The sequence below is a fragment of the Bacillus sp. FSL M7-1020 genome (assembly GCF_038050415.1).
Classification (GTDB): Bacteria; Bacillota; Bacilli; order Bacillales; family Bacillaceae_G; genus Bacillus_A; species Bacillus_A toyonensis.
On the sequence record NZ_JBBOTW010000004.1, the window covers coordinates 19,280 to 44,828 of the forward strand.

The 25,549-nt window shown below is 33.1% G+C and carries 28 protein-coding genes and 1 pseudogene; 12 read left to right on the forward strand and 17 right to left on the reverse strand.

Translation table 11 applies throughout. The annotated features are described in order from the left end of the window. Positions 1–33: 33 nt before the first annotated feature. A complete protein-coding gene (locus MHB70_RS30090) occupies positions 34–198 on the reverse strand; it encodes a hypothetical protein (RefSeq protein WP_000447319.1) in 165 nt (54 codons plus the stop codon). Positions 199–430: 232 nt separating this feature from the next. Between MHB70_RS30090 and MHB70_RS30095 the strand changes: the two genes are divergently transcribed. From MHB70_RS30095 to MHB70_RS30110, 4 genes are all read left to right on the forward strand, one after another. Further along, complete coding sequence (locus tag MHB70_RS30095; RefSeq protein ID WP_061529850.1) at positions 431–727, forward strand: hypothetical protein; 297 nt, start codon at positions 431–433, stop codon at positions 725–727. Between the two features lies 1 nt (position 728). Then, positions 729–914, forward strand: coding sequence for a hypothetical protein (locus MHB70_RS30100; protein ID WP_061529851.1), 186 nt, complete (start codon positions 729–731; stop codon positions 912–914). A gap of 99 nt (positions 915–1,013) precedes the next feature. Then, on the forward strand, positions 1,014–2,195 hold the full coding sequence (locus tag MHB70_RS30105) for an FtsK/SpoIIIE domain-containing protein (protein WP_061529852.1): 1,182 nt from the start codon (positions 1,014–1,016) through the stop codon (positions 2,193–2,195). Next, positions 2,134–2,751, forward strand: a complete 618-nt coding sequence (locus MHB70_RS30110; protein ID WP_061529853.1) for a replication-relaxation family protein — start codon at positions 2,134–2,136, stop codon at positions 2,749–2,751. Before MHB70_RS30105 ends, MHB70_RS30110 begins: the two co-directional genes overlap by 62 nt. 39 nt (positions 2,752–2,790) lie before the next feature. On the opposite strand, the gene MHB70_RS30115 is transcribed toward MHB70_RS30110, so the two are convergent. From MHB70_RS30115 to MHB70_RS30140, 7 genes are all read right to left on the reverse strand, one after another. After that, on the reverse strand, positions 2,791–3,015 hold the full coding sequence (locus MHB70_RS30115) for a helix-turn-helix domain-containing protein (protein WP_000676638.1): 225 nt from the start codon (positions 3,013–3,015) through the stop codon (positions 2,791–2,793). A gap of 793 nt (positions 3,016–3,808) precedes the next feature. Then, positions 3,809–4,072 (reverse strand): hypothetical protein, encoded by a 264-nt coding sequence (locus tag MHB70_RS31240; RefSeq protein WP_445684678.1) that lies wholly within the window; start codon positions 4,070–4,072, stop codon positions 3,809–3,811. Between the two features lie 466 nt (positions 4,073–4,538). Further along, positions 4,539–4,811: a CRISPR-associated endonuclease Cas2 gene (gene cas2 / locus MHB70_RS30120; protein ID WP_080451837.1), complete on the reverse strand. Its 273-nt coding sequence runs from the start codon at positions 4,809–4,811 to the stop codon at positions 4,539–4,541. Between the two features lie 874 nt (positions 4,812–5,685). After that, a complete protein-coding gene (gene cas7c, locus MHB70_RS30125) occupies positions 5,686–6,546 on the reverse strand; it encodes a type I-C CRISPR-associated protein Cas7/Csd2 (RefSeq protein WP_061529856.1) in 861 nt (286 codons plus the stop codon). Between the two features lie 2 nt (positions 6,547–6,548). After that, positions 6,549–8,462: a type I-C CRISPR-associated protein Cas8c/Csd1 gene (cas8c, locus tag MHB70_RS30130; protein WP_061529857.1), complete on the reverse strand. Its 1,914-nt coding sequence runs from the start codon at positions 8,460–8,462 to the stop codon at positions 6,549–6,551. Then, on the reverse strand, positions 8,463–9,182 hold the full coding sequence (gene cas5c, locus MHB70_RS30135) for a type I-C CRISPR-associated protein Cas5c (protein WP_061529858.1): 720 nt from the start codon (positions 9,180–9,182) through the stop codon (positions 8,463–8,465). A 207-nt stretch (positions 9,183–9,389) separates the two neighbouring features. After that, positions 9,390–11,819 (reverse strand): CRISPR-associated helicase/endonuclease Cas3, encoded by a 2,430-nt coding sequence (locus MHB70_RS30140; RefSeq protein WP_061529859.1) that lies wholly within the window; start codon positions 11,817–11,819, stop codon positions 9,390–9,392. 218 nt (positions 11,820–12,037) lie between these two features. Here MHB70_RS30140 and MHB70_RS30145 point away from each other — a divergent pair, with 218 nt between their 5' ends. From MHB70_RS30145 to MHB70_RS30170, 6 genes are all read left to right on the forward strand, one after another. Then, positions 12,038–13,309 (forward strand): Y-family DNA polymerase, encoded by a 1,272-nt coding sequence (locus tag MHB70_RS30145; protein WP_061529860.1) that lies wholly within the window; start codon positions 12,038–12,040, stop codon positions 13,307–13,309. A 15-nt stretch (positions 13,310–13,324) separates the two neighbouring features. Further along, positions 13,325–13,654, forward strand: a complete 330-nt coding sequence (locus MHB70_RS30150) for a YolD-like family protein (RefSeq protein ID WP_061529861.1) — start codon at positions 13,325–13,327, stop codon at positions 13,652–13,654. Between the two features lie 512 nt (positions 13,655–14,166). Next, positions 14,167–15,033 carry a phosphoribosyltransferase-like protein gene (locus MHB70_RS30155; RefSeq protein WP_061529862.1) on the forward strand — a complete coding sequence of 289 codons (867 nt, stop codon included), beginning with the start codon at positions 14,167–14,169 and terminating at the stop codon, positions 15,031–15,033. A gap of 3 nt (positions 15,034–15,036) precedes the next feature. Continuing rightward, positions 15,037–15,336, forward strand: a complete 300-nt coding sequence (locus MHB70_RS30160; protein WP_061529863.1) for a winged helix-turn-helix domain-containing protein — start codon at positions 15,037–15,039, stop codon at positions 15,334–15,336. 288 nt (positions 15,337–15,624) lie between these two features. Then, positions 15,625–16,641 carry a retron St85 family RNA-directed DNA polymerase gene (locus MHB70_RS30165; RefSeq protein WP_061529864.1) on the forward strand — a complete coding sequence of 339 codons (1,017 nt, stop codon included), beginning with the start codon at positions 15,625–15,627 and terminating at the stop codon, positions 16,639–16,641. Positions 16,642–16,943: 302 nt separating this feature from the next. After that, a complete protein-coding gene (locus MHB70_RS30170) occupies positions 16,944–17,123 on the forward strand; it encodes a hypothetical protein (protein ID WP_080451838.1) in 180 nt (59 codons plus the stop codon). Positions 17,124–17,471: 348 nt separating this feature from the next. On the opposite strand, the gene MHB70_RS30175 is transcribed toward MHB70_RS30170, so the two are convergent. The 3 genes and pseudogenes from MHB70_RS30175 to MHB70_RS30185 all read right to left on the reverse strand — a co-directional run. Next, a complete protein-coding gene (locus MHB70_RS30175) occupies positions 17,472–18,230 on the reverse strand; it encodes a phospholipase D-like domain-containing protein (RefSeq protein WP_061529865.1) in 759 nt (252 codons plus the stop codon). A gap of 143 nt (positions 18,231–18,373) precedes the next feature. Beyond that, entirely contained in the window at positions 18,374–19,234 is an 861-nt protein-coding gene (locus MHB70_RS30180) for a TIR domain-containing protein (RefSeq protein WP_061529866.1), read from the reverse strand. A gap of 113 nt (positions 19,235–19,347) precedes the next feature. Then, a pseudogene (locus tag MHB70_RS30185) lies at positions 19,348–19,516 on the reverse strand (transposase); the annotation flags it as partial. A 256-nt stretch (positions 19,517–19,772) separates the two neighbouring features. On the opposite strand from MHB70_RS30185, the gene MHB70_RS30190 reads away from it, so the two are divergent. Then, positions 19,773–20,186 (forward strand): hypothetical protein, encoded by a 414-nt coding sequence (locus tag MHB70_RS30190; RefSeq protein ID WP_061529867.1) that lies wholly within the window; start codon positions 19,773–19,775, stop codon positions 20,184–20,186. Positions 20,187–20,303: 117 nt separating this feature from the next. Next, positions 20,304–20,795 carry a hypothetical protein gene (locus tag MHB70_RS30195; RefSeq protein ID WP_061529868.1) on the forward strand — a complete coding sequence of 164 codons (492 nt, stop codon included), beginning with the start codon at positions 20,304–20,306 and terminating at the stop codon, positions 20,793–20,795. Between the two features lie 147 nt (positions 20,796–20,942). Here the strand turns inward: MHB70_RS30195 and MHB70_RS30200 are convergent, their stop codons facing one another. The 6 genes from MHB70_RS30200 to MHB70_RS30225 form a co-directional block, all read right to left on the reverse strand. Then, positions 20,943–21,830 carry a DUF4238 domain-containing protein gene (locus MHB70_RS30200; protein WP_061529869.1) on the reverse strand — a complete coding sequence of 296 codons (888 nt, stop codon included), beginning with the start codon at positions 21,828–21,830 and terminating at the stop codon, positions 20,943–20,945. A 63-nt stretch (positions 21,831–21,893) separates the two neighbouring features. Next, positions 21,894–22,070, reverse strand: coding sequence for a hypothetical protein (locus MHB70_RS30205; RefSeq protein ID WP_195911795.1), 177 nt, complete (start codon positions 22,068–22,070; stop codon positions 21,894–21,896). 147 nt (positions 22,071–22,217) lie between these two features. Then, the gene (locus tag MHB70_RS30210; protein WP_061529870.1) at positions 22,218–22,790 is read right to left on the reverse strand and encodes a tyrosine-type recombinase/integrase; all 573 of its coding nucleotides are present in this window, start codon (positions 22,788–22,790) and stop codon (positions 22,218–22,220) included. A gap of 713 nt (positions 22,791–23,503) precedes the next feature. Continuing rightward, a complete protein-coding gene (locus MHB70_RS30215) occupies positions 23,504–23,953 on the reverse strand; it encodes an NUDIX hydrolase (protein ID WP_061529871.1) in 450 nt (149 codons plus the stop codon). A gap of 130 nt (positions 23,954–24,083) precedes the next feature. After that, positions 24,084–24,653 carry a nucleotidyltransferase domain-containing protein gene (locus MHB70_RS30220; RefSeq protein ID WP_061529872.1) on the reverse strand — a complete coding sequence of 190 codons (570 nt, stop codon included), beginning with the start codon at positions 24,651–24,653 and terminating at the stop codon, positions 24,084–24,086. A gap of 146 nt (positions 24,654–24,799) precedes the next feature. Next, a complete protein-coding gene (locus tag MHB70_RS30225) occupies positions 24,800–25,390 on the reverse strand; it encodes a histidine phosphatase family protein (RefSeq protein WP_061529873.1) in 591 nt (196 codons plus the stop codon). Positions 25,391–25,549 lie beyond the last annotated feature (159 nt).

Below are 25,549 nucleotides of genomic sequence, written 5' to 3' on the forward strand. Positions count from 1 at the left end.
CGTAACCATAGCCGTTAGGGTGATGGTTATCGTTTAACGTTTTGTCTTACGAGATCCACCCTTTTTCTTTTGCTTGCGACGGCGATAAGAAAGGGTGGATTTCTCGTTTTCTAAATACTTTTTCTTAAAAAGGTGTGCTACGCTTTCACGTAGTACGCCTTTAATAATTTCTTTAAGAAATTCGAGAAATGTTTCCATGGCTTTATTCACCCCCTTCCCCCACTACAAGTGGAAAGAAGAGAAATGACAACCATGCACCCTAACTTTTCCGGTTACTAAGACATTATAGCATAGTTTCCGATTGTTGGAGATTATTGTCGAACGTCATTCTTAAATATAGAATGGCGTATTTTTTGTGTACAAATTCGAAAATACGAATCATCATCATATGTATTTAATGTATCTAGAAAACTATATGGATGGTGAGAATATGAGTCAGTATCAAATGTTATATAGTACACCGTATCTCTACTCTTCAGAAACGCTCAGGCAAATGTACAAAGGAACCAAGAAAGAAGACAACATTTATGCAATACGCGAGCACATGCTACGGCATGAAGTATACCTGGACCGACAATACCGAGGGTATTATTATTTAAGTCAAAAAATCGAAGAGGATCTATATGGTGATGAACTTGCTGTCTCCTGGAATCAGCTATTAGATGAATATCAACTTTTTAAGGACGGTAAAGGGAATTTGTCCATTAAACCAAAAGGATGGGGTTAATATGACTATCATTGGAGAGCTAGGGATTGTGTATGGCGTGACGGGAGCTTCAGTTTTAGGAATAAAATTGCTGAAGAAGAAAGGCTTTTATCTTCCAGGTTGGTTGCTACGTGCGGGTCTTAAATGCTTACTAATTGGGAGCGTTTGGTACGTTCTAATGGATATTCTAGATATGTTTCTACGCTAGCATTACATCTGGTAGTTGAAAATGATTATAATAGCGCATCTTAAACGCTTTTTCTAAGCTTCCATACAGGCTCAACTACCTTAAGGAGGTATGGAGGGAATGTTGTCACTTTTATTAATCCCAGCAACGTTTATAACTGTATCTTATTTTTACCAAAGTAATGGATCGAATGATAAGAAAAAAATTGCAACGTTTTTTGAAATTACAAAGGTATGTGTTCAGCATAAAGGTGAATTACAATATCCCATTTTTATCAAAGAAATTAAAGATGATATAAGTATGAATTATGTTTATAAGTTACCACTTGGTGTACCTAGTCAACTAATCCAAAAGTTAGCTGAAGTATTAGAAGAAGGTCTATATAAACCTGTTAAAATATCGTTTCATCAAAGAGAGCTTCATATTCGAGTATTTAGCCAAAGAATACCTGAAATGTGGAATTGGTCTAAGGATCTATTAAAAGAGCATACATGGAGAGTTATGGTGGGGAAAGCGTTAGATAAATATGTATATCATGATTTTGAGAAAACACCGCATATGTGTGTAAGTGGAATGACTCGTTTTGGAAAGACAGTATTCTTAAAAAATGTGATGACTAGTTTAATTTTACAACAATCTCAACACGTGAAATTTTTTATTATTGATTTGAAAGAAGGGTTAGAGTTTAGCCCTTACAAAGAGTTATCCCAAGTTGTAGAAGTCGCTGAAAACCCGAAACAGGCATTAGAAATGTTGGGAAGAGTACGTGAAAAGATGGTAAAACAGATTGAAATGATGAAGAAGTCCTATTTTACCAATATCATAGACACATCAATTAGAGAACGTTGCTTCATCATAGTAGATGAAGGAGCAAATCTTTGTCCGACACAAGGATTACCTAAAAAACAACGTGATGTTTTATTTTTGTGCCAGGAGATGCTATCTGAAATCGCAAGAATCGGAGGTGGTTTAGGATTCCGGCTCATATTTTGTACGCAATATCCAACCTCTGATACATTACCAAGGCAAATTAAACAGAATGCTGATGCGAAAATAGGCTTTCGATTACCAACGGCGGTCGCTTCACAAGTTGCTTTGGATGAACCAGGTCTTGAAGATTTACCTTCTCTTCCAGGAAGAGCATTATTTAAGACTGATCGTACAGAAGAAATTCAGGTACCTTTTTTAAAGGATAAAGATATGTGGGAGTTACTAAAGCAATACAAGGTGGTGAAGCAAAATGAGGCACCAAAAACTCAAACAGAGAGCCAGACAGATCGAGATTTTATCGAGTTTAAATAAGCTAGAATTTGCTTCTAGGAGGCAATTGCAAGCAATTCATGCTCTAGGTAGTATTCGAAATGCAAATCGTGTATTAAAGGATCTACGGCAATATTGCCATGTTACCTCGCATAACCGTGAGTATGTATATTATCTCAATAAAAAAGGTTATGCTTTGTTAGGCGTAGACCCAAATGAACGAAAAAAGAAGCATCAACTTGAACACACTCTTTTACGCAACGAGGCTTGGATGTGGTTAGATTTTCCGGACTGGAAGACAGAGCAAGTTATAAAATTTAGATACCAAAATGAAGAAAAAACAATTGTACCAGATGCATATTATGGAGTGGATCAGATACCGCATTTTGTTGAGATTGATAGGTTGCAACATATGAAAATAAACGAAGAAAAAGTAAAGTACTATGGTTTAATTACAAAATTGTATAAAAAACAAAGGGATGTCATACCTAACATTCTATTTTTTACAATTTCAGATTATCGTGAAAAGAAACTAGAGGAGTATGGGATAAAATATAATGTATACATCCGTACATTTTTAATAAAAGACGTACTATAAAGCTAAAAAGCACAAGGTAGATTCTACTCCTTGTGCTTTTTACATGTCCCAAAAATCAGTTATTTTTGCACTCCTGTCCACCTTTTTAATTGCTCGAAAGATTTTCTGAATAACTGGGAAGCTTGGAATATGAGATTTATTATTACATAGTCTTGAAATTGTATTACGACTAACACCAGTTGCATTTTCTAATTCCTGTTGTTCTATTCCATTTTGATCTAACCATTTTCCTAGCTTTGTACGATTTTTCTTTTTTCCTTTCATGAAAGTGCCTTCCTTTCTTTAATCCTATTTAACTGTTATTTTTGACACTTTCAATGTAATTTATACACATTCACCGAGGATGGTGCATATGTCTTTCCGTTGGTGCATACAATAAAAATAGATGGAGAGAATAATAGAGTTTTTGTAATTATTTTGTGGAATATAGCATACATAATAATAGCTACAAGGTGCGGATACACTGAAATATAATTGCACCTTGTTGCAAAGGGCATGATTAAAAAATTAAAAGCTGAAACCTCTTCTGTGAGAAGGGATTCAGCTTTTTTATTTTCATTTGAATAAACGTCGAGAAGATTCGTAAGATGAGCAGGAGAAGGATAAGAGTCGAAATATGAAATGTTATAGATTAAGCAGTAGGTAGCTCAAAATGGTTTCAATCCATGGACCTACAAGAGGTGTGGCATTAGGAAAGCGATTAGGCGCTGATAATTGTTAATTTTAATCCACACACCAAGGAGAGGTGCGAATAGATCTACATAGTGTAAATGTGTTCCACCTGCATTATTTCAATCCCCGCACCAATAAGAGGTGCGACAAGACTTACTGGAATAGATCGCTGTGTAATTGAAATTTCAATCCACGCACCTATGAGAGGTGCGACAGCAAAAACAGTTTTCGCAAACTACAAGTACTATAATTTCAATCCACGCACCTATAAGAGGTGCGACTTAGGGCGAAACTATGACGGTATCATAACCGAATGATTTCAATCCACGCACCTATAAGAGGTGCGAAGCTCTCAAATACAATGGACCAACGGTGCAATGTAATTTCAATCCACGCACCTATAAGAGGTGCGACCTGTATCGGCCCTAAATTTGATTACGGTTTCTTTTATTTCAATCCACGCACCAATAAGAGGTGCGACATTTTGTGTGTGGAAAAAGTCAGCTTTTTTCGTGATTTCAATCCGCGCACCTACAAGAGGTGCGACATGGTCTTCGTACAATCGTTGGGCATACGGAAAAATTTCAATCCACGCACCAATAAGAGGTGCGACCCGATAATTTGAATTGCTCAATATTAATCGTTTCATTTCAATCCACGCACCTATAAGAGGTGCGATGGGCAAGTTCTCTTCGACTTCATCTAATTCCAGTTATTTCAATCCACGCACCAATAAGAGGTGCGACCACAACCCCGCATACAGCAACCCAGTAGGACTTAAATTTCAATCCACGCACCTATAAGAGGTGCGACAGGTAGACATTGCGGATGGCAACAATAAGCTTCCATTTCAATCCACGCACCTATAAGAGGTGCGACTTGGGGAACACCTAAAATACGCGGAAGAGGAATGGTATTTCAATCCACGCACCTATAAGAGGTGCGACACCGATTTGTGTTCAAAATCATACCCAAATACGTTAATTCTGGTCAAAAATATACCATTTTTTTATTGTATAAAGAAATTTGTATAGAAAATTATAAATTTTACTCATAAATTATGAAGATTCAGGTGCGAATGTACGAGGAGTTTTATGTGTGCTATACGTTCGCACCTAAAAAATCAAAGGACTTTCTAAATCAATTGATTCTTTTACACCAATATGCGTGACTTTATTTTTATAGTTATTACCTAACTGATAAAATCTGAGACTATCCTCATCTTCATCAATAATTTTAATTAATTCCATTTTTAAAGTAGTAAATTTGGTTACATCTACAACACATTCAAACACTGAGCTTTGGGCTCTTTGAATATATACCAATAAGAGTTGCGACAGTTCAGAACAAAGCTGTATCGGCTTGGAACGTAATTTCAATCCACGCATCTCCTATAGGTGCGACACCGATTTCATAATAGATAAAAGGAGCTGTTCGATTTCAATCCCCGCACCTATAAGAGGTGCGACGTGGCCGGAGCGTTTTTCTAAGATCAGCCTCGAAATTTCAATCCCCACGCCAGCACGAGTTAAGAGAATCTAGGGATGTCCACTAAGCGTAGCAACACTGATTTCAATACCTCCCCAACAAAAGGTGCGACATTCAATCTAATTGTGGAGGGACTACATAGATACATTTCAATCCCCACACCCGCAAGGGGTGCGACTCAAATAGTTTTTTCTTATTTTGATAAAATTGTATTTCAACCCCCGCACCTAAAAGAGGCGCTACTTGTCATAACCGGATATAAGGAATTGTTTTTAGGATTTCAATCCCCGCCCCTACAGGAGGTGCGACGAACCACTACCGACGCAAACGATGCAGGTAAGATATTTCAATCCACGCACCAATAAGAAGTGCGACCAAATGCATTAGAAAGTTGGAAATGCGTTTATATATTTCAATCCCCGCCCCTATAAGAGGTACGACTTGCTACAGCCTTTTTATGGTTGTTTTTTGGAATATTTCAACACACGCAGCTCTTATAGGGACGACTAATTACATATTCATAAATTGCTTTGCTGTCCTGATTTCAATCCGCGCCCCTACAAGAGGTGCGACAGATCTAAGGCAAAAGTTACGGTGGTTTGAAGCATTTCAATCCCCGCACCAATAAGAGGTGTGACTAAACATCTGGTTGAATTATAAATAATGTATTAAATTTCAATCCGCGCACCAATAAAAGGTGCGACTTTCCTTTAATAAATTGATAGAGTAGTTCTTTATAAGTATACTTTCTTTCAACTATTCTAATGCTTTTCATTATAGTCCATCAATAATTGCAACTCTTAAACCGTCTAATTCATGTATCAAGATGGTATAGTCATCAATTGTTTTAGGTTCATCAATGTTCCGTTTAATATCCAGTAAACGATGTACTTTTGCAGAGGAGTATTGACCAATTTTTGAATTATGATCCCACCAACAAACTTTATGTACTTCTATACTTCCTTCAGGGCGTGCTGCTGACGCGTCATTTTCAAACAATGTAACAAGTGCATTTTTAATTTTTTCCGCATCCTCGTTAGTAAAGCCTGTCTTTTCTGCTAATTGTGTATTAATACTTCCATAAAAAGCATAGACTCCAAAATCAACACGATGCTTCATCCCCATCGTATCTGAACCTTTATCCTTCCCAGGCTCAGAATTTACACTTTTCGTAATCTGCATACTAGTAATATCAATCGGATCAACACTCGTTGCCGTATGAATGGAAACAGGTCCTCTTACTCCAACAGAGACACCTTTTCCAGCCCCCCCTTTAAAGGCAAAAACTTGTCCAAAGCTTCTTACATCAATCCACTCTTTACATGCGATTGCAGCAAATTGTTCATGAGAATTCTCTTTTGATTTTAACGCTTTGACTAAATCTGCATTTGTTTCTGCTCTTTCTCTTAAACTATTAAATTGGTCTACCTTCCTATCATTTGATTGAACAAAAATGGATTCTTCCATATCCTGAAGACGATTTCTAATCTTTCTTTTAATGGCTACATCAGAGATTTCACCATGTCCATCATAATTTTGCCTTGGACGATTCCCGTTTAAGGGATCTCCATTTGGATTAGCCTTTGTAACTGATAGAACAACTGCAAAATCGATTTTGTGATCTAAAGTTTTCATTTTCAATTCTCCTCTCCAGTAGTTAATGAATCATTTAGTGAAACATTCTTTTCTTTTTTTTGATATAACTCATGCCGTTGACTATAAAAGCCTAACAAGTATTTTCCGGATAGTGGTTTATTATTAAAATCTTCGATTTTTATTTTTGAGCCAACCTCATCAATTAATTTGTTATAATACCAAACTTTCTCTCCTAAACGCGCTTGATATGGCTGTAGAGCCCCCTGAATTGTCCTCCATGTTCTTTCTGGATGTTGAGAAAAAGAATTCATGTATCGTCTAGCATTTGTAGCGCGTTGATCACTTGTATTTAAAGCATTTCTTTCTAAAACATCCGCAATTGCAAGAAGACGGCCGAATAGATAATCACGATCATTATTTTCCTTATCTAGTACCACTTGATATCCCTCCATTGTATTAATTAATGCACATGCAATGCTTAGTGTTTTTTCCCATTCCCATTTTTCCATTGATAGAGGTTTGGATGCACGCTGCAAGGCATTTTTAACAATGTCCAAAGGGATTTTTCTCTCGTCTATAATGCAAGGCAGCATACGCTCCATCAAACCTTTGACTACTTTCTCGTTTGCTTTTGGCCCATAAACAGCAAATGCAATATCTTTCGTTGATGGTGCACCATAAAATTTTACAAATTCATTATCTGTATTTTTACGGTAGCGATGTTCCCATACACAAGTAGAATGCCAGTTCTTTAACCTGTCTAAATAAAGATTTTTATCTATATTACGGTAGTAGAGAACTGCCAATCTACCTGTCGTCGCTGAATCAAGCAAGAGAATATTTACATTGCCATTGGATGATAAGTTATTTTTATAGCCATCAATTGCCTTAACAACTTCATTGGCAAATTGTTCGTGTGTATAAGACTTAATTTCTCGCTTTTTCGTTACTCTTACATCCATTGAAAAAATGTTGTAACTGTCTTCTACAAGATCTGGAATATCTTCCGCATCATTACCCCACACAAGAAATACGCGTTGATCAACGATTTTTCCTTGCTTATTAATAAGCCATTTTAATGCATTATGTGCTTTTTGAGATACGTCGTAACTGATATTAGCGACATCCTTAGCCTTTTGAAATCTTCCTCTAAATGTAAATCCACTTGCATCGTTGGCAGAAATCAATTTTGCCTTGTCCCCTGGATTTCTGATTTTATTGGTATGTTTGTCTGTACTTGGCATCATTTTTCCTGTCACATAACAATAATCATCTTTACCCAAAAAATCATTATAAAATTGGATAAAAGAATCGTACATTAGAGGATCTTTCCAAACTTTTGTCAGCATGTCATTTGGAGAATACACATTAAACCTAATAAAAGCGCTTTCTTGATTACCTGTAACCGTTGAAAAGATGGGGGGTTTTTCACCCAATAATGCCTCCGCGCTTTCATTCCATGCTTCAATTAATTGTCCATTTTCATCAACATGCAAAACTTTGTGTTCTACTAAATCTCTTATTAATTGTCTTTTGCTCAAATAAGTATAGATACTTTTTACTTTATCTGTAGCATAGGGAGATATTGCCCATTTTTTTAATTGTCTTATGTAGGCTGAGAAAGGTTCTTCTTTTTTGATTTTCCCCCCATAGGTAAGAAAATCACCTGCCACATAACTCAATTTATCATGTAATGGATAAGGAGCTATTTTTGATCCAGCCCTGTTTGCGGAATCCTCTGTACATGGAATTAATGTATTGGAATCAATTTTATCAATGATTTCTGCGGTGTGAAATTCACCATCTTCTGTAATGGAAACCTCGATATGAGCTGTTTGAGTGGTATGAGAGATAGGTAGTAATGTATATTCTTGCCCATTATATTTTTTTTCAATTTTCCCGACACAATCTAAGTTTGATTGATATGTCTCGTATAAATTTAATAGCCAGCTCATTTATTCACCGCCTATTTCTAATTGTTTTATAAGTTCCTCAACTGATTCAACGTTTGAACGGTCAAAAACCTTTGGCTCCATCTTCGATATTTTACGAACTTGTGTACATTCTTCTGGTCGAATGAATTGAATGATTCCATCCCTCATTATCGGATTCCATAAGCGAACTTCCAATTCATTTCTACCTGTTTCATCTGGATAATTGAGCCCATGAATCATGACTCCTAAATGAATATCTCCACCATAATTATCATAAAAGCCTGTTCCTTCACCAAACACACAAGGCTCCACATATCCTTGACACTCTCTCGTTCCTAAAAAAATGTCTCTCCGCCCTCCGACTTTAAGTGAACGTTTTAGGATGTTATGATGCTTAAATTCGTTACGATCAAAAGTTAAATCTGGTCGATGAGGATTAAAGATAAAATGAGCTTGGACTTGATATCGTACATTCTTTAAATATGTGTAATTTGCAAGTGTATTTCCACCACCATATTCAATTGGACGAACACCTTTAGATTCCATTTTGATTGGATTCATAATTCTTATTTTATCTACGATCATAAGGAGCGTTGGCTTCCAGTAAATCGATTCGACAATCCCTTTCATAGCTTGATAAGTTGGTACTTGATAAGTTAATTTTTCTCCTCCCATTTTCATTAAGGGATCTGTGAAAAGGGCATAATCACCAAATACTTCAAATTCAATAGAATTTCTCAAAAAATCCCCTCCTCTTATAATTTATTGACTTTTTAGATAAATTAACAATACCTTTTTTATACAATATTGGCAATACTTCTTAATTATATACTATACGAAAATTAAAAATTTTTCGTTAATATGATATAATGAATTGTCACTAGTATTTAGTGTGGATTGAAAGGTATAGTATATGATTAAAAACCTATCTTAAATAAAGATAGGTTTTTAAAATATTGTGGTCTTAAAATCGCTCTCATTGTGAGTATTCAAACCATATTCTTCACTATAAGCACTTTCTTTCAAAGCTAAAATCTTTCCATCAAGATAGTATACTAGTCCATTGTTTTTAATTAATTGTTCTTTTTCATAGTTGAATAAATTAACGGTATACTGCTGTGCCTTTCGTAATAATCGACCTAGATCCTCAATGGAATTACTGCCATTTAATTCTGCGATGATATCCTTTCCTTCTTCATATGGAGCGATAACTGAAGAGGTTAGATTATCAATGACGTTGAAATGTTCGGCTGCAGTCCGGTAGCTATTTACAATAAATAACGGAATTGCCTTTTTGGCGTGTTTATGAAAATAGGCTTTATAATAGTCGTTATCTATTTTGGGTGCAGATAATAGCTCTGTCATGTTCTTATCTAGCTTAGGAATAAGGTAATTTAAATCAGATTCAAAATCTGTATAGTATTCTCTAAAATACCTTTTCATTGCCTCTCTTGATAAAATATGCCCCCCATGTGATTTATTGTTACGCTTCAAATCCACTAGAATTTTTTTTGTATTTTTCTTTCCAATTTTAATTTCCTTTAACCGACTTAGGTTTTCCTCTTCATAATCAATTACATAAACATTCTGAATGCCCTTTTCCCCATGACGATTACACCTTCCTGCGGCTTGTGCTATAGAGTCTAACCCAGATAAGGATCGAATCACACACTCAAAACTCACATCTACACCAGCTTCAATTAGCTGTGTACTGATGCAAATGATTTTTTTTCCATCATTGAGGCGTTTCCTAATTTCTTTTAAAACTCTCTGTCGATGGGCTGCACACATTGTAGTGCTTAAGTGGTAAATCGGAACATTAAATTCTTGCCTCTGTAATTGTGTATATAAATCTCTGACTACTGATTTTGTATTTAAAATGATAAGTATACTTTGTACTTCTTCAATTTTTTTATTTATAAATGTTGTAAGTCTATTTTTATTAAACGTTTCATTAGTTGCTTTATCAATGATTTCGACTCTTTTAAATGATTCAATTACATAATCGAGATTATTAATCATTTCAGAATCTGTATCTATATCTAATTTTTGTTCTACAAAGTCCAAAGCGGGTTGAGTGGCGGTACATAGAACTAGGCTGGAACAACTATGTGTTTTTAAAAAATTCAATGCTTGATTAAATAATGAAATGCATGAAATTGGTACTTTTTGAACTTCATCAAAAATAATAATTGCCTCACTTAAATTATGAAGTCTTCTAGTATTTCGACTTCCTTTTGCGTAAAACACATTTAGAAATTGAACCATGGTTGTAAAAATAATGGGCGAATCCCAATTATCTTTGGCTAGGTTTAATTTTTGTTGGACGTTAATAATACCGTCTTCACTTTCATCATTTTCATTAAATTCTTCAACTATATTGGAATGATGCTCTAAAATATTTGCATCATCTTCTAAGATTCTTCGAACTTCTTCTGCATTTTGTTCAATAATTGTTGTATAAGGAACAACATAAATAATTCGTTTTTTATTATGGAGCTTGGCGTGTTTTAGTGCATATCTTAAACTTGCTAATGTTTTACCACCACCAGTTGGAATAGATAATGTATATATTCCCGATGGTCTCTCAGCAAATTGGTCACACTGATCTGACATATTTGCTCTTAGAATATTGATGGGGTTATTTGTATTTTGTTGTTTTTTAAATGAATTGATTTTTATCATGAGTCTTTCGTAGTATATATCGAACAACTTGTTTGAATTTATTACGGATTCTATAATTTTATTTTCTTCAAATAATCGGGTGTTTGTTCTGTCGGCATCAATTAATGCACTGAAGATAAATTTAGTTAAAAACATTAATTGTTTTTCAGCATTTTCGGGGGAGTCTTTAAGCAAAAAATTTTCTAGTTCTACAGTGGCTTTTTCAACATACTCATGAAAATCCATTTCGCTCATAACATATTCAAAAAAGTATTGCTTTGTCTTTTCAAATTCCTTCAATTTTTTATCACGTACTCTATTTAAATAAGGTGATTCTAATTCAGGATTTAAGAAATCTTGAAGATAACCGTGGTGAGAAATTATAGCATTGCCTACTATTTCAGCTAGTACCCCCTGGTAAGGAATACTATTTTCTTTATGGAAGAATTGATATAAAAGTTTTCCGCCTGCTGTTGAATGATCTACACTTCCTCTTTTTGACGGAGAATCAGGGTTATTTACTGCATCTATTATGTATTCTCTAAACTCATTAGTGTATTTACCCAAATCATGGAGCATGCCTGCTAAACCAGCCAAATTTTTTATACCAATTTTTTCTCCATAGGTTTCAGCTAATTCCTTTACTTCTAATAGGTGCTTTTCAACAGTCTGTATTTGCTTGTCATTCTCGCGGATGTGAGCAATATAGTCCATTATATCTCCCTCCAATATATAGCGTTAATAAGCATCTTCTCCTACCATTCTAACATTTAAAGGGATAGACATGACTTAAGGATGGGATGTCTATCTTCGTTATTAAGTCATAACTTAATAATTTCACGTACCAAAATTTTAATTTAATAATAGTTGTATAACACAAAACAAAAGGTTTATAATAAGAACAAACGTTCTGTTTTTTGGAGGGTGAAACAATGTTTGATTACTCGAAATGTATGAATCGAATGATTTTCTGCATAGACCTTTGTTCATTTTTTGCCAGTTGTGCGTGTGTAATGAGAGGATTAGATCCTTTAAAAGTAAAATTGGCTGTCGTTGGTGATGTAAATAGAAAAGGATCAATAGTGCTTGCCGCCACTCCCGAACTTAAAAAAATGGGCATTTCTACAGCAACAAGATTGTATGAAGTCCCAAAAGATCCGAACATTATTATTGTGAATGCAACAATGAGAAGTTTCGTTGAAATTTCAAATCAAATTACGGAAATCTATACAAAATATGTAGCGCTTGAGGATCTACACGTTTACTCGATAGATGAATGCTTTCTAGACATGCAACAAACAGCGCACCTTTTCGGACGTGATCCAATTGTAATTGCTAAAAGAATTCAAAAAGAAATATATGATACAACGGGTATAACTGCATCTATTGGAATTGCACCTAACCTATTTCTCGCCAAGGTTGCTCTTGATGTAGAGAGTAAACATTCAAAATCAAGGATTGTTAAGTGGTCATACGAGGATGTTTCAAAAAAGTTATGGGGAATCAAGCCTCTAAACAAAGTATGGGGAATCGGAACGGCTACTGAAGAGGCATTGCACGGAATGGGGATATTTTCCTTGAAGGATGTTGCAAAAGCACCTAAAGAGCATCTAATAAGGCGGTTTGGCAAAATAAAAGGTGAAGAGTTATATCGCTTTTCTTATGGTATAGATGAGAGCCGGATTGCAAATAAATACATTCCTAAAAGTACCTCTATAACAAAAGGACAAATCTTATTAGAGGATTGCTTCAGCCCAAATAAATTAAAATTACTTCTCCTAGAACAAATTGAAGAAACTTGTTTTCGTTTACGATCTATGGATAAATGCTGTCGTACGATTGAGCTTTCTATAGGCTATAGTAAATACATCGGCGGGGGCTTTAAACGAGCGATTACCTTGGACGAGCCAACTTGCTTAACGGAAGATGTCTACGCTGCTTGTTTAAGCTTATTAAAAAAGTTTCACTCTGGTCATCCGGTGCGTCAAATACACATCACACTAAAGAATTTGACCAGGGACGATGCAATTCAAATGTCATTGTTCGAAGATACTTCACAAAAAGATACTAAAAGGAAATTAGCAAAAACAATGGATAGTATACGGCATAAACATGGTAAAAATTCAATTATGAGAGGTATCAGCTACATTAAAGGGGCTACACAAAGGGAAAGAAACGGAAAAATAGCCGGACATAAAGCATAAGGAGGAATACAGAACATGATTGATAGAGGTATGATGCGCTGGGTGCCATTTTCAGCAATAAAAGAACAATTTGAAGGATTAAATGAGTTGTATGAAAAACAAAGCCATATCCCAATGCCAATTTTAGATGAACAGCAATTAGAATCTTTGAACCTTACTGTCTGTGAAGCAATCGCTAAAAATAAGCAAGTTCATATTTCTTATCATAAACAGCACAAATTGCATTCAGAAATTGGCTATATTCATTTTCATGACTTGAATCGAAATGAGTTAAGAGTTATGAACCAAGATGATAAGGTATTATATATAGACATTCGTTATGTAACGGATATTAAATATACATAATGGAGAAAAATTTAGGGATATCTATTGAAGACATATTAATTATAAAAAGTAAAACTAAGTTAATGACTATTTATAATTTGTAAAACTGACCATTGAATATCCATATAAGAAGCCAGTGATACCATGCTAGTATCACTGGCTTTCATGAGTTTAACTTGTATGTTTTGTAAAACTCATTTCAGATGTTGCGTTGAAATAAAGTATGTTCAAATACAATCGTTTTTGCGAATTCAATTTCATTCGCAAACGTCTGAGAAATTAATGAACACTCGTAAATTTTTTATTAAAGGTTTACAAACATTTTTTATGAAGAAAAGCCCTATATTAACAGGACTCCATTTCAATTTTCGTACTACAAATTTTTCCGACATACGTATGGACGGAACTATTAAATATGTTACCAACCGATATTAGATTTTTATGATAAAATAAAATGAAAGTTTAAAATCGCATGCGTTTCTATTAATAATAATTTAACAGATTAAAAGAAGATAAATGAGGTTAACTTAAAAATGTCTAGTATTAAACAGAATGAACTCACTGGAGAAATGTTATTAAAAATCAGCCAAATTTTCAAACAACATGGTTGGCCTGTGGAAGATAATAGGGAAATGGAGTACAGTCTTTATAACAGGTTTTGTAAAACCCTTAGAATGTTTGATAATGAACAACAAGAACTAATAATTGAGTTGACTAGAAATTATTTAAAACTTGGCTTTGAAGATTACTTAGGAGCACTTAAAGTTGTTCTGGAGAATATGTATAAACAAAATCCTGACATATTTACAAGAAAAATTTATATTATGCCGTTAATAGCTCCTCAAGATATTGGGAAAACTAAAAGTTCTACAATGATGGCCTATCTCTTTCAAAATATTGATTTAAAATATAAACCTTACTTTGCAAATAGAGATATAATAATTGTAAATACTTTTGAAGGTCTACCCAAAAAATTAAATACAGCTAATTCATCTGTTGTATTTATGGTAGATGATTTTATTGGAACTGGGGATACAGCCGAGGCGGCATTAAATGATTTAATACATAAGGGAATTAATAAGGATAAAATTGTTGTTATTTCTTTAGTGGCACAAGAACAAGGATTAAATAAAATCCGATCTTTAGATATAAAAACCGATACAGCTTATTTAAGAAAAAAAGGTATTAGTGATTACTATCCATCTGAGATATCAGGGAAATATATATCACTTATGAAAACTATTGAGGAAGTAATTAAACCCCACGACAAACATATGTTAGGATACAAAGAATCTGAAGCGCTGGTTACAATGGTAAGAACACCTAATAATACTTTCCCTGTATATTGGGAAACAGGTAAAGGCAAGAATAAGATGCAACCACCTTTTCCAAGGAGCTAAATTATGACAGAAAAATATATTATTTTGTTATTACAACTTGTAAAAACAAATGGAAGTGTAAGTAGTTTACTTGATTTAGGATTAGAGTACTCTCAAATAGCTATATATATAAATTATTTAGTTGAAGAGAATCTTGCAACTAGTAATAATGATGGGAAGTTGGAATTAACTGAATTAGGTTTAGAGAAACTTAAAAAATTAACTAAAATTGAAAATAATAATCTGTGGATTAGCCCTCAAAACGAATTTAAGATTGAAAAAATGAATAAGTTTGATATATACTTACCAAAGAGTATAAAATAATTATAAACCTAGATAAACTCATTAGACCTTAACAATATTAATATTTAATTGTGGCTTTGGCGAGTCGCCAAGGTAGGAAGAACTTATTTTCAAGCCCATTCTAAAAGGTGTTCATCCAGCAGGAGCTGTTCAGAGCCACCTTTTAGAGCACCAGACCTCTCTTCGTTCGGTCATGGTGGTGCTGTTTATATTGAAGCAAAAGGCGCGCTTCAACATAACAGCAAAGGATAGCATTGAGCGATTGTAATGACGTTTATCTAGGTTTTATATTTGTGAGGAAATTGGTTTATGAATTGGAAATCTTACAGTAAAGCCTTCTCAAAAAAAGCTAAAGAAAATAAATATGATGAAAATTACATAAATAAATGTTTGAATTATGCAAAACCTTTATTTGAAAAAAAATTACCTATTATTTATGATCAAGAACATCTTTCATTATTAGTTGGATATAGTGAAGAATATTTATTAAAAGCTTCTAATGCTTCAGATCGATTTTACAGAGATTTTTTCATCCCAAAAAAGAATGGTTCTTCTCGTCAAATATTTGAGCCACTACCAAATTTGAAGGATATTCAAAGATGGATTTTAGAAGAAATATTGTATAAATGTCCAATTAGTGATTATGCAAAGGCGTATGTACCAGGACGGTCAATTAAGGATAATGCACGTTTCCATAGAAGACAAAAGAAAGTGCTAACTTTAGATATAAAAGATTTTTTTAATTCAATAAGGTTTCATAAAATTTATCTTTTTTTTCTTAATCTTGGATATAATGAATCGCTTTCCGTGATGCTAGCTAATTTATGTTGTTTAAACGGATCGCTTCCTCAAGGAGCGATTACAAGCCCAGCGTTGTCAAATTTAATTTTTAAAAGTATAGATAAAAGAATATCTGTATTTTGTAAATTAAATAACATTAGATATACAAGATATGCTGATGACCTTACTTTTTCGGGAGATTTCAACCCTGGTATGATGATAAAATTCGTTAAGAATATTCTTGTAACAGAAGGATTCCAATTAAATAATAAAAAGACTAGAGTAAGGTTACAACATCAAAGACAAGAAGTGACTGGAATTGTTGTTAATCAAAAATTACAGGCACCAAGGAAAATGAAAAGGGAACTCAGACAAGAGATACATTATATTGAAAAATATGGTTTAGATTCACATTTAGAGCAAAATCAGATTAAAAAGGCCAATTATATTAGGCACCTATTAGGAATCGCACATTACATACGGCATATTAATCCAAGGGATGAAAAAATTAATAGTTATATAGAAAAACTGAAAGTATATTTATAGATATAAGGATAATTATCTAATTAAACTTGGATGATTATCCTTTTTATGTTTTTGGTTTGCTAATTTCCCGCCCTCAGTTTTTCTAAGTGCTAGATGTCTTATTCCTTTTAGGGGTCTCCACACATGCCCATCAACTTAAGGATTTAGGATTACCCCAATAACAGCTGCCTTTTCGAGCTTAGTTAATTGCATCTATCCTCACACCTTATCATTATTCAAAATAAAAAAGCATCCACTATGTGAACACTTCATGTTATTATGGTTAAGCTATATTAATTCATATTGATATGTAGGTGAAACAAATGGAAAATAAAGAACCTCAACAAGAATACGATCTAAGCAAAATATACGCATACACAGAATTCTCCGATAAGATTAGCGGTCGCTGTGATAATTGCGGCAATACCTCATTCAAAAGTTCCGTTAAAGATTTCATCTTTTTAAGAGAATGTCGTCAATGTGGTATGAAGAAAATCATATAGCCCTATCCAGGGCTTTTTTCTTTGCAAAATAAAATCGTGATATTTCAATTGCTCATCAAACAAAGTTTATATAAACTTTGATTTCTATTAAGATTTTAGTTTCTTTTAAAGATCTATTGTAGGTTATTTAAACTGAAAACAAAAAGAACTTGTGTGCAAAGATAATAAAGGTGTTTAATTTAACTTTTATAAATACAGCGACCACCTATCCAATCTATCAGTAGGTGGTTTTAAAATTGTTAAAAAGATCCGATTCACTTTCATTCGACGATTTTCTAGAGATAATAAAGTTGTTTAATCTTTGGAGAACGAATTATGAATAATCGCCCCGTTAAGCATTTAAATTTATCAGGCATTATTACGAAATATTTCTTTGAAATTTTCCGTATATTGTTCAGCCAACTGTCTATCTACTGAAACGGTCAAATGTTCTTCATTATGGCTAGCTGTAGGTGTCCAATTAAATGAACCCTGTAAAACAATAGAATTATCAATAATACAGTACTTAGAATGTAATCGATTATAACCGTTATACCCCCACTTATTTACAACAATTGTTTCAAATTTTTCTTTCAATTTAGGAATCATACTCTGGTTTTGTTGTTCATTGGAAATAAGAATACGGATATGAACTCCTTTAGTTTGTTGATTATACAACTCTTGGTACAGCGCTTCATCTGTAAACCATGCAATACTTATCCAAATTGAATGTTTAGCCATTCGTATACTTTGAATAATATCATCACGAATTTTTGAGAAAATCGCCTGGTTAGATCGAATTTCTAAGTCATCTAGACTAGATATTTGTTTAGATCTAATATTTATGTCGTCTAACTCATATCTATTATCTTCGGAATAACAGTCAAAAATCAAAGGTCTAAAGCTTTGCTGTAGATTACGTGCCTTTGTTAGTAATGGAATTTTTACACGAATATTTACATCTTCCCTAAAATGTCCAGGTTTATTAGCAAAAACTCCTGAGCTTAATAATTCTATCTCTGAATAACTTAAAATAGTTAATAATTCATCTACATCATTGTAGTTTTCTGAATCGTATTTCAATGTCCCAATCATCGTTGAATAGAGTTTTAATTCACGTGGATTCATTTATACAGCTCCTTCAATAGATACCTTATTCTGATTAGACTTATATTCACTTTCAATGAAATAACTCTAATATAAATTAAATAGCAAATCAAAAAAAGAAAATTGTACGTTTAGGCGCAAGTGACCCCTGATAATTCATAATTTCATAGGCGATTCAAATCAATTTTATAACCTGAATCTCTTAATTCTCTTGCTAACGGAAATTCCCAGGTTCCATCAGCCCCCATTGTGATATAAACCACTCCAGAAATATCATTTGGTGTTTCAACTGTTTCACGCACTAATGCGGCTACATTTTGTCTCCCGATTTTCCCCATTAAAAATCCATGTTCAAAGACCACATTTTGTCTAGCACGAGGTTTTAAATTATGTTCTTCTCCGCTTTTTGACCCTAGATCACATGGGGTATATAAGACAACACCAAATCCTAAATTTGAATGAGCTTCAATTTTTTCAATTATCGTTTTTCCTTGGTTTGTTTGTTGGTGAAGTATAATTGGTTCTAATCCTAATTTTCGAATGAACGCCTCAACTTTCGTTTTAGCAAGGTCATCATGCCCATGCACAATAAAGACCTTTGTTCTATCAATTTTAGGTTCATCTTTTGAAACTGTATCTTTTGTAGGCAAATATTTATCATCGCTTGTATGTTCTTCCTCCTTTAGCTGTTCCTTTGCTAAAGCGAACATAATTTTCGTTACATCCATTGTATAATCATCATCGCTCATTATATCTGTAGCTACTGGATCCGTATATGGGATTTCATACTGAATTCCTACAAATTGTTTTGAGGATATTTGAGACTGTTTAATAACGATTCTATTTATACTTTCAGATTTAATAAAGTACCCATCAAAATGTAGTTGTTCATTTTTTAAGTACGGTATTATAACTTCGTTTATAACTTCCTCTGGACTGTTCTTATCTAATTCATATTTGGCTCCAAGTATATTTTTTTGGTGAATTTCTGTGTGATAATACACACGTTCCCCCTTTACAAGCATCTATAATCCCTCCGTAAACATTTGTAATTTTAATAATATAAAACATATATATATATCTATAATTACACTACACTATTTATAGGGTGTAAAGGATTTTAAAAAATGGTGATCCTTACTTCATGAAGAATCTCATCAGGTTCATACTTTCTAGGTTTTCTATAATGTGTTTTTACAAACTGTGTATATTCTCTACGTAACCAATTAGAAATATGTTGCCTTTGTTTTTGCTTGAGATGTGACCATTTTTTATTTGTTTGAAGGATTTTTTCCATTTACTTTTATAGGGTCCCCCCCACATTTTAACGAAAATATACGCTAAGCAAATTTCGACATGAAAATAACCTAATTTTCTACTCTAAGAAAAATCTATTAGGTGGGTTGATAAAACTCACCCTATTTCTGAACTTAGTTTTATCAATCAGATATGGTATATAAAATTATCTACATTAACTTTTTCACCTCGGCTTAGAATAAAACAACTTAACTTGAGAATACTGTGCGTATTGGATTTTTATTTTATGTATTTGGAGGAGTGTGTATGATGAAACCACCTGTTCATCCTTTATTAGAAAATATTTCTGATAATATTGGTACTGATTTATATGTTGTATTATCAGGATATATTGGAGATTCAGAGGAAGATAATCTTGTTCGTTTGTATTCTAGTTTGGAAACGTCTCATTATATTGATATCCCTTTAGATGCGGTTATAAATTACTCTAACCCTAGTGTTTCAACAGGAAGAGTTAAAGTTTTCATTCGTGGTTCAGCTTATATAAAGCTTGTTCAAGTTTTACCTATAAGAGCGGATGAGGTTTTTAATGGTGATGAAAATCCTGGAGATGATAATACAGTAGATCCGCCGCAAGATGTTGGTGGTAATGGTTATACATTACCTAAGAGATTTAGAATGATAAATCATTTTAAAAAATTATTTAAAAGATTTAACTAATTATCGTTATTGAGGTACAGACTCATGCCCATTAATTTAAGATGTTTTAATACTGCATAAATAAAAATTGATGGTAAATCCAAAAATATACAATTTTAAATTAGGAGAGACGATAAAATGTTAAATCGTTTTGATTATCCAAAAGGGTTTGGCCCAGATAATTCATTAGGTTTAGATATTAGTAATTCATTTATGGTTGATATTCCATCTGGATATAGAGGGACTTTTACTTCAAAGATTTCAGGTTCTGATAGACAGTGGTTACAAGCGATTTGTATATATTCAATGTTAAGTGGAGCTAAAGTATCTGAGCTTGGGAATTATCCCAGACGGCTTCATACAGCGTTTGTTATCAAAAATAATAATTCAGAAACCATTTCTTATCTTCTTACTGGATGGCATAAACCTTCGGATCCACCTACTTCAGGAATTTCATGGCAGCAAACGGGTACCATAGGTACGAGTTATACAGATGTAGAAGATGGACTTGAAATTTACATTACATTTAATCAATATGGAGACTCCAATTCAACAGAAAAACCACATTTAAGAAATGAGATGAAAGTTCTTATTGAGCCAATTACTAGAATAGTACGTCCTGGATCTTGACCCTTTACATACTGTGCCAGGATGTACTATATGGAATATAAAAATAGCCTGATTCTTCTTGGAGTAGAAAATTAGGCTATTTTTATGTCGAAATTTGCTTAGTGTATATTTTCGTTAAAATGTGGGGGGTACCCCCTATAATACTTTTTATATTTTTCTCCATTCTTTCACAAACTCTAGATCTGCATCACTTTGAATAATCAACATTTTTTCTGTATTTTCTATAATTCTTTTGTTAATTCTGTTAACATCAACATCCGACAAATATGTAATTTGGTTGTATGGAGAAAACTCACCTTCAAAGGGGGTTGCACCTATACAGACAGTAGGCGAAATAGGAAGTACATAATCAACTTCTTCAAATTTGTTGACTAGAATAGGTCTATCAGAAAGAAAAAATTTTTTCTCTCCACGAGTTTTGTAAATTCGTAATTGAAAATTATTCATTAGATGTTCGAATAACACTTGAAGTCCGCCTTCTGGACTTGTTTTTAAAGAATGCAAAGCAATCTCCAATTCGTCTCCTATAAGATGGTTCTTAGCAAGTTTTACAGCGTTTTCTGCAGTAGTGGTCATAAGACGATAGAATATTGGTTTCATAAAATCAGGAGTCTCCTTTTTCCCATAAACCATATTCTTTAAATGGGGACTTCGAATCAATGTGAAAATTAAATGTACAAGTAGATTAGTCTCGTTCCTTTGCCATTCTATTGTCTCAAATTTCTTTTTGAACTCAACATCCACTTCATCAGATGCTAGTAGGGGAACAAATTCATGAAAACTATGTGCAATTGAATTTTCAATTTTACTATAAATGTCCTCTATTTCATTTCTATTTACATATTCTCCGTCAAGATCCTTTACTTCATATAAATCATTTTCTTGCATAATATTTTTCGTACTCATTTTCATAATTTTAAAAGGAGTCGTTTTTAAAATTACTGTGCGACAATAACCCTCAGCAATTTCAAATGGTTTTATAGAGAACCGAGGGATATAATGCTGTTTTTTCACAAATTCCTTTTTTTCTGCCATGTTAAAGTAACAAATCCTTTCCTGCTATCTTTCTGGAAATAATCTTATCATAATAATGTTATGTTACTTTTGATTTGGCTTTATTTCTTTCATTTGTATTTGAAAAATGTCACTATCCGTTATACCTAATACTTGCATTTCTTCCTTTAATGAACGCCAAGATTCAATTTTTATTGATTTTGTAGTCCTGTCTAGCAAGGTATATTCATGTATAAAATATGACTCCTCATTTTTCTTCATCTTAAAACCTCCATCTCACCTGAAAAATCTGTAGGTATATAAATTTAATGTATTAAGTGCAATTTTTTAACCCTTGTTCTCGTTAGAGTTTGCGTAGTATGTATGGTATCTTTTTAAAAATACGATACATTCCGAATCTAATTTAAATTAAATTCGGAATGTATCAAGTACATTATCTTTTTCTTCTTTATTAATTCCAATGTATCTTAGTGTAATCTGTGGTGTACTATGATTCAATATTTCTTGTAACATAGCAATATCCTTTGTTTGCTTGTAAAACCAATATCCAAATGTTTTACGCATGGTATGGGTACCTAAAGATTCGACTCCGGCAAAATCTCCGGCTTTTTGTAACTGTCGATAGGCTTGAATTTTACTAATGGGTTTATCCCCTTTTCGAGAAGTAAATAACCAGGGACTTTTTAGACTTTCAGCGTATGGAAGTACTTCCTCAAAAATGGACGTAATATTTATGATACGCTCCTTTTTTGTCTTTCCTTCTTTCACCTTAAATTCTTTCCGTTTTTTTCGCTTCAGTTTTAAAATTTCACTCGTTTCCATTTTAAGTAAGTCACTTACACGTAAACCCGTATTAATACCAATTAGAAATAAAATGTAATCACGATCTGAACAATGACGTTTAAGAGACCATTTCATGTCTTCGAGCTGTTCTTTGCTTCGAATTGGTTGTACATCGATTAAATGTTGCTTTTTATCCATCTGTTTTTCAATCCCTTTATTTTCAACGTTTTGAATGTATACTTTTTTTGTCTATTTTATAATATCAATGAAATTAGATGGAAGTCAATGTTTAAGCGGAAATGAAAGTAAACTTTTGTCTAAAAGTTTACATTGGAGTTTTGAATCATTTTGTAATAAATTTCTCAATATAGATAAACTTTTTAATTAAGGTTATAATATTCAAAATTAACAAAAAATAAATTATAATAAAAATATGATGATTATTCCTTTTTGTTTACTCCTTGTGCTATAGATAAGATCGTGTTCCCGGATCTTATCTTTTTATTTTTGGATTTTAGATACAAAAAAGGAATCCTTAATAGCTTAAGGATTCTGCAACAGGAAAGAACAAACATATAATAATAAAAAGAATTACTTATATTATAGTTTATATAGTAATAATATAATATTGAGAAATTTTCACATAAGCCCAGTATGTGGGTGGGACCCCTTATCAAAATTATGTTATAGAATTAAATCCCAGATTGGCCCCTCATACCCAGATTTGTTTCCGGACCCCAAATAAGCGCATACACTACATCGACTCGTTCCATTGCTTCTCCTCCATTAAATAATTAAAATCATTATAAATGGTACTCTAATTAACGTACGTAAAAAAATCCCTGCCGCATATGTAATGTAGCAAAGATTTTTTAAGTTATTTAATTCTCGTTGCACTTCTGCTTTGCTAGCTAATACTTTAATTGTTTTAACAGCCTTTTGTTTAATTCCCACAATGCTGTTTTGTTGCTATCCCATTTCAAAAGCTTTACTGCTTCCTCAAAGCACAACCATTTATAATTGAAATGCTCTCTGGACAATTCAATACTTTTTATAGGAACTTTAACTCCAAAAGAAAATTCTTTTATTACATAAACATCTTCTCCCCAAAAAAAATCTCCAACTACATCCTCTACTGGTAATGAAAACACAGAATCTAGTTTCACATATGGGCATTCTCTTATAATACCAGCCTCTTCAAACGCTTCTCGTTTTGCTGATTCAATAGGGGTCTCACCATCTTCCCCACCACCAGCTATTCCTTGCCAATAACCATAATCACTTCGTTTAAAAATGGCATATTGAATAGAATTATTGGTTATTATATAAGGAAATATCAATACTTGATATGGCGCTCTCATTGCTTAACCTCCTTGTACAAAGATAATGAAGTTGTTTAAAAACATATAATTTCTGCAAATTTATTTATAAAAATGATAATAAAGTACTTTAATTTCATTGAACTAAAAGCACCTGCAAGTTAAATAAGTTTTAGATTAAAAACTGAAGCCACTTATGTTCTGGTTCGTGTACTTCTAAAGCATATCGCAGCCATTTTTTCTTCTCATTATCAAGATAATCCTTTATAGCGATAAAGTCTTGATGGTCTTTTTCCCTTGTATTCTTCGCCTTATATAAAAGTACAATTTCTGGATTTAGGTATGGAATACCTGTTTTAGTAGTACTCCAAACGGAATTGAGTGGATAAGAAATCCTAAAGTCTCTTCTGAATATCCAATCACTTCCGTTTGTTTCATTAAGAAGAATTTCTATTTTATCTCCGTTTAACATATTCGAAGCATGTATTTCATGAATTGGCAAATCTAAAAATTCATTTTCCCAAGTATGAAACTTACCCTTAATTACCTTTTTGAACTCCCATTCATTAAGATACTCTTTCAGATATTGTTGATCTTTTCGAAAAACAGCAAACTCTATATCTTTATGTTCTCTTGTCTCTTCACCAATAAAAAGGTCAATCGCCCACCCTCCAGCAAAAAACCACGTTTTATCAAAGCTTGACATTAATGAATTGATACTCTGGCATTGTTCAAACGACATATAAATCCCCCAAAGAAAAAAGTTATCTGAAATCTATTCTCTTTTTGTTTATCGTAAATTAGTTATTTAATATAAAAACAATAAATGCAAATAAAATCAAGCTATGATACGTTTTTACACGTATCTCAGCTGAATCCCATTTTCGCCTATATACATTCTAAGTGATTCGTATCGTTGATAAAATGAATTACCTTTTCTTTATCCGTAAGTTCAATCATACTAATCCCTGTATCCCCTACTTTAAAATAGTAATCCATGTTAATTGGCATTTGGAAAAAGGCGCGTAATATACTAGTAATTACCCCGCCATGAGCTACAATTGCAATCCGTTCATATTTATTTTCTGTCACAATTTTAGAAAATATCGTTTCAATTCTCATTCGAAACTCTATGAATGATTCTCCATTTTCAAAACGATCATGAAGAAATTTTGGCTCCGGATACTTTTTCGCTTCTTCAAAAGACATGCCAGCCTGTATACCATTATTAAATTCCATTAATTCTTCTTCAAATTTCACTGGACAACCAATAGCTTTCGCTAATGTTTCAGCAGTTTCTCGCGCCCTCTTTAATGTACTTGCCCATATAAAATCTGGTGGAAAGTCATTTTTCACTTTATGTACTAAACCTCCCACTTGTCTTCTACCCATTTCCGTTAATTCAAAATCTGCTCTTCCTTCATGCACGTTTAAAATATCCGCTTCCGATTCCCCGTGCCTAATTAATAGTATTTGCATACCGTTTCCCCCCTTACATCTTTTAAACCAAATGGATATATTATCATATTTTACCGATTTATTCAAATGAATAAGAAATCCTTACTTTTAATAACATATTCTTTTACTTTAGAAAATCTATTTTCTCTTCATACTACCAGTACTCTTTCCTCAACAAAA

Coding starts and splice junctions, on each gene's coding strand:
- MHB70_RS30090 (WP_000447319.1), bottom strand. CDS start 198: ATGGAAACATTTCTCGAATTTCTTAAAGAAATTATTAAAGGCGTACTA.
- MHB70_RS30095 (WP_061529850.1), top strand. CDS start 431: ATGAGTCAGTATCAAATGTTATATAGTACACCGTATCTCTACTCTTCA.
- MHB70_RS30100 (WP_061529851.1), top strand. CDS start 729: ATGACTATCATTGGAGAGCTAGGGATTGTGTATGGCGTGACGGGAGCT.
- MHB70_RS30105 (WP_061529852.1), top strand. CDS start 1,014: ATGTTGTCACTTTTATTAATCCCAGCAACGTTTATAACTGTATCTTAT.
- MHB70_RS30110 (WP_061529853.1), top strand. CDS start 2,134: ATGAGGCACCAAAAACTCAAACAGAGAGCCAGACAGATCGAGATTTTA.
- MHB70_RS30115 (WP_000676638.1), bottom strand. CDS start 3,015: ATGAAAGGAAAAAAGAAAAATCGTACAAAGCTAGGAAAATGGTTAGAT.
- MHB70_RS31240 (WP_445684678.1), bottom strand. CDS start 4,072: ATGAAACGATTAATATTGAGCAATTCAAATTATCGGGTCGCACCTCTT.
- cas2 (WP_080451837.1), bottom strand. CDS start 4,811: ATGCGTGGATTGAAATTACGTTCCAAGCCGATACAGCTTTGTTCTGAA.
- cas7c (WP_061529856.1), bottom strand. CDS start 6,546: ATGAAAACTTTAGATCACAAAATCGATTTTGCAGTTGTTCTATCAGTT.
- cas8c (WP_061529857.1), bottom strand. CDS start 8,462: ATGAGCTGGCTATTAAATTTATACGAGACATATCAATCAAACTTAGAT.
- MHB70_RS30140 (WP_061529859.1), bottom strand. CDS start 11,819: ATGGACTATATTGCTCACATCCGCGAGAATGACAAGCAAATACAGACT.
- MHB70_RS30145 (WP_061529860.1), top strand. CDS start 12,038: ATGTTTGATTACTCGAAATGTATGAATCGAATGATTTTCTGCATAGAC.
- MHB70_RS30150 (WP_061529861.1), top strand. CDS start 13,325: ATGATTGATAGAGGTATGATGCGCTGGGTGCCATTTTCAGCAATAAAA.
- MHB70_RS30155 (WP_061529862.1), top strand. CDS start 14,167: ATGTCTAGTATTAAACAGAATGAACTCACTGGAGAAATGTTATTAAAA.
- MHB70_RS30160 (WP_061529863.1), top strand. CDS start 15,037: ATGACAGAAAAATATATTATTTTGTTATTACAACTTGTAAAAACAAAT.
- MHB70_RS30165 (WP_061529864.1), top strand. CDS start 15,625: ATGAATTGGAAATCTTACAGTAAAGCCTTCTCAAAAAAAGCTAAAGAA.
- MHB70_RS30170 (WP_080451838.1), top strand. CDS start 16,944: ATGGAAAATAAAGAACCTCAACAAGAATACGATCTAAGCAAAATATAC.
- MHB70_RS30175 (WP_061529865.1), bottom strand. CDS start 18,230: ATGAATCCACGTGAATTAAAACTCTATTCAACGATGATTGGGACATTG.
- MHB70_RS30180 (WP_061529866.1), bottom strand. CDS start 19,234: ATGCTTGTAAAGGGGGAACGTGTGTATTATCACACAGAAATTCACCAA.
- MHB70_RS30190 (WP_061529867.1), top strand. CDS start 19,773: ATGATGAAACCACCTGTTCATCCTTTATTAGAAAATATTTCTGATAAT.
- MHB70_RS30195 (WP_061529868.1), top strand. CDS start 20,304: ATGTTAAATCGTTTTGATTATCCAAAAGGGTTTGGCCCAGATAATTCA.
- MHB70_RS30200 (WP_061529869.1), bottom strand. CDS start 21,830: ATGGCAGAAAAAAAGGAATTTGTGAAAAAACAGCATTATATCCCTCGG.
- MHB70_RS30205 (WP_195911795.1), bottom strand. CDS start 22,070: ATGAAGAAAAATGAGGAGTCATATTTTATACATGAATATACCTTGCTA.
- MHB70_RS30210 (WP_061529870.1), bottom strand. CDS start 22,790: ATGGATAAAAAGCAACATTTAATCGATGTACAACCAATTCGAAGCAAA.
- MHB70_RS30215 (WP_061529871.1), bottom strand. CDS start 23,953: ATGAGAGCGCCATATCAAGTATTGATATTTCCTTATATAATAACCAAT.
- MHB70_RS30220 (WP_061529872.1), bottom strand. CDS start 24,653: ATGTCGTTTGAACAATGCCAGAGTATCAATTCATTAATGTCAAGCTTT.
- MHB70_RS30225 (WP_061529873.1), bottom strand. CDS start 25,390: ATGCAAATACTATTAATTAGGCACGGGGAATCGGAAGCGGATATTTTA.